General features: G+C 48.3%; 3 protein-coding genes and 1 tRNA gene. 1 reads left to right on the forward strand and 3 read right to left on the reverse strand.

The window, feature by feature from the left end:
- Positions 1–334: sugar phosphate isomerase/epimerase (locus NWE95_13650; GenBank protein ID MCW4004944.1), on the reverse strand; the 334-nt coding region annotated here is incomplete at its 3' end.
- Positions 335–538: 204 nt separating this feature from the next.
- Between NWE95_13650 and NWE95_13655 the strand changes: the two genes are divergently transcribed.
- On the forward strand, positions 539–1,270 hold the full coding sequence (locus NWE95_13655; protein ID MCW4004945.1) for a hypothetical protein: 732 nt from the start codon (positions 539–541) through the stop codon (positions 1,268–1,270).
- Positions 1,271–1,277: 7 nt separating this feature from the next.
- On the opposite strand, the gene NWE95_13660 is transcribed toward NWE95_13655, so the two are convergent.
- Both NWE95_13660 and NWE95_13665 read right to left on the reverse strand, forming a co-directional pair.
- The gene (locus tag NWE95_13660) at positions 1,278–1,610 is read right to left on the reverse strand and encodes a hypothetical protein (GenBank protein MCW4004946.1); all 333 of its coding nucleotides are present in this window, start codon (positions 1,608–1,610) and stop codon (positions 1,278–1,280) included.
- Between the two features lie 112 nt (positions 1,611–1,722).
- A tRNA-Thr gene (locus tag NWE95_13665) sits at positions 1,723–1,796 on the reverse strand.
- Positions 1,797–1,852 lie beyond the last annotated feature (56 nt).

The following is a 1,852-nucleotide window of genomic DNA, read 5'->3' on the forward strand; positions in this document are numbered from 1 at the left end:
GCAGCACCTTGAAGATTCTTGCCAAAAACTCGGCTCTAACGTTTTCAGGCAGCCTTCGCGAGACGTTCGAGTGAACCACGAGAACTGGCGCAGAGAGCTTGTAAGCAAAATCCGCTGACACCTTGCCGTAATAAGCCGCCGTGGCTAATTCATCCTCGCTTTGCACATGAATCGTAGCTGCATGCAGCGTTAAGCACTCCAAGCCGTTTGCCTCAATAAGCCGCTTAGCTTCGTAAACGCATTCTTCATCATCTCTCTGCACGCATTTCATGTTAAACTCCAAACTATCAAAACCCAACTCTCGAACACAGGCTACATTGTCAGCTAAATTCATCCTAGAAAAAACGCCATTAGACAAACTCAATCTCAAAGCTGCCCTACCTGCCTCGTCTCATACCCAGTTATGGTTATGTGAAGGGGGCTATAGTTTTTTCCACGCGCTATCACACGCCAGCACTGAAAACGCCAACAAGCAGCCCGCAAGCATAAATAACCCCTTAGAAGTCAAGCTTAGCTTGATGCGTAGAGTGAAGTTTCATTGAAACCGAAAAAAAGCTACAAACGAGGCTACCCTGTAGCAATCCTCGTAGGCATAGAAGCAAATCAAGCAGCATTATGGAGAATATACAGCAACGTAGCCAAACACGAAAAAACCATCCCGCTCAACGACGCGGAAAACAGCCCGAAAGCCCAATACAATTTCTACGAAGCCACAATAAACGCGTTAAGACCCACGCTGAAAGAAGGCGTAAGAAGCATAATCATAGCCTCACCAGCCAAAAGCAACTGCGCGAAAAACTTCCTCAACCACATTCAAACGCACCACACGTGGCTAACGCAAGGACCAAACAAAACCGTCATCTCAGAAATCACAGGCTCCGCACGCACCCAACCCGAAGTAGCTGCGCTCGCAAAAAACCCCATATTCCGCCAAACAATCAACGAAACCACCGCACAGGAATCAGAAAACATAATAGACACAATGGAAAAACGCCTCAACACATCAAGCCAAGACGCGCTTGTGCTTTACGAATTCACAGAAATAGAAACCGCCATCCTCACCCCGTGGAAACCCAGCAAACCCAAACCCGAATTTCTCCTGCTAACCGACGTTTACTTGGCGAACGCACGCGCAAAAAACCGCTTGAACAGGCTAATGCAAATCGCCGCCAACAGAAACATCCAAACCCGCATACTAAACGCGGAATCACCAGCAGGAAAACGCCTAACGCAACTCGGCGGAATAACGCTCTTAACGAAAGCTACCTGAGAAACAGCTACTTCTTGCGGATGTTACACTGAAGCACCTTCGGACACACGAGGCACTCATCAGGCAACGCCCCATCAGACGGCAACCCATTCAAAAGCCCAGAAAAATGCGCGCACTTGGCAGGAGAATCAAAAACCGTCGGGTAATCAACAGCCCGCACATCCACAATCTTCAACCCCTCCGTAACAATATCCAACTTAGACATACAAAAAGGACACGCATAAAACGACTGACGAGGAACCGTTGACGCATCAGTCAAAACCGTAGGCTTATCAAATGTCTTCTCGCAGCCTTTGTACGGGCAACGAAGCTTGTCTTCATGCAGGTGAAACAGCGTCACTTTTCGTCACTCCCCCGGTTCGTGCGCCTGCAAATATCTGCAATATTAATATTTTATAAACTTTTCCGTCTACATGAACAACACAACTACAAAACCACAAAAACACAAAAAGAGCCTCGAGCGGGCCTTGATCCCGCGGCCTGCTGCTTACGAGGCAGCCGCTCTACCGGGCTGAGCTATCGAGGCACCACGCAAACGCTTAATCAGTGATGCACCCCGCATTTTTAAATGTTCGGAAACCC

This window comes from Candidatus Bathyarchaeota archaeon, from assembly GCA_026014725.1.
In the GTDB taxonomy this organism is placed as follows: domain Archaea; phylum Thermoproteota; class Bathyarchaeia; order Bathyarchaeales; family Bathycorpusculaceae; genus Bathycorpusculum.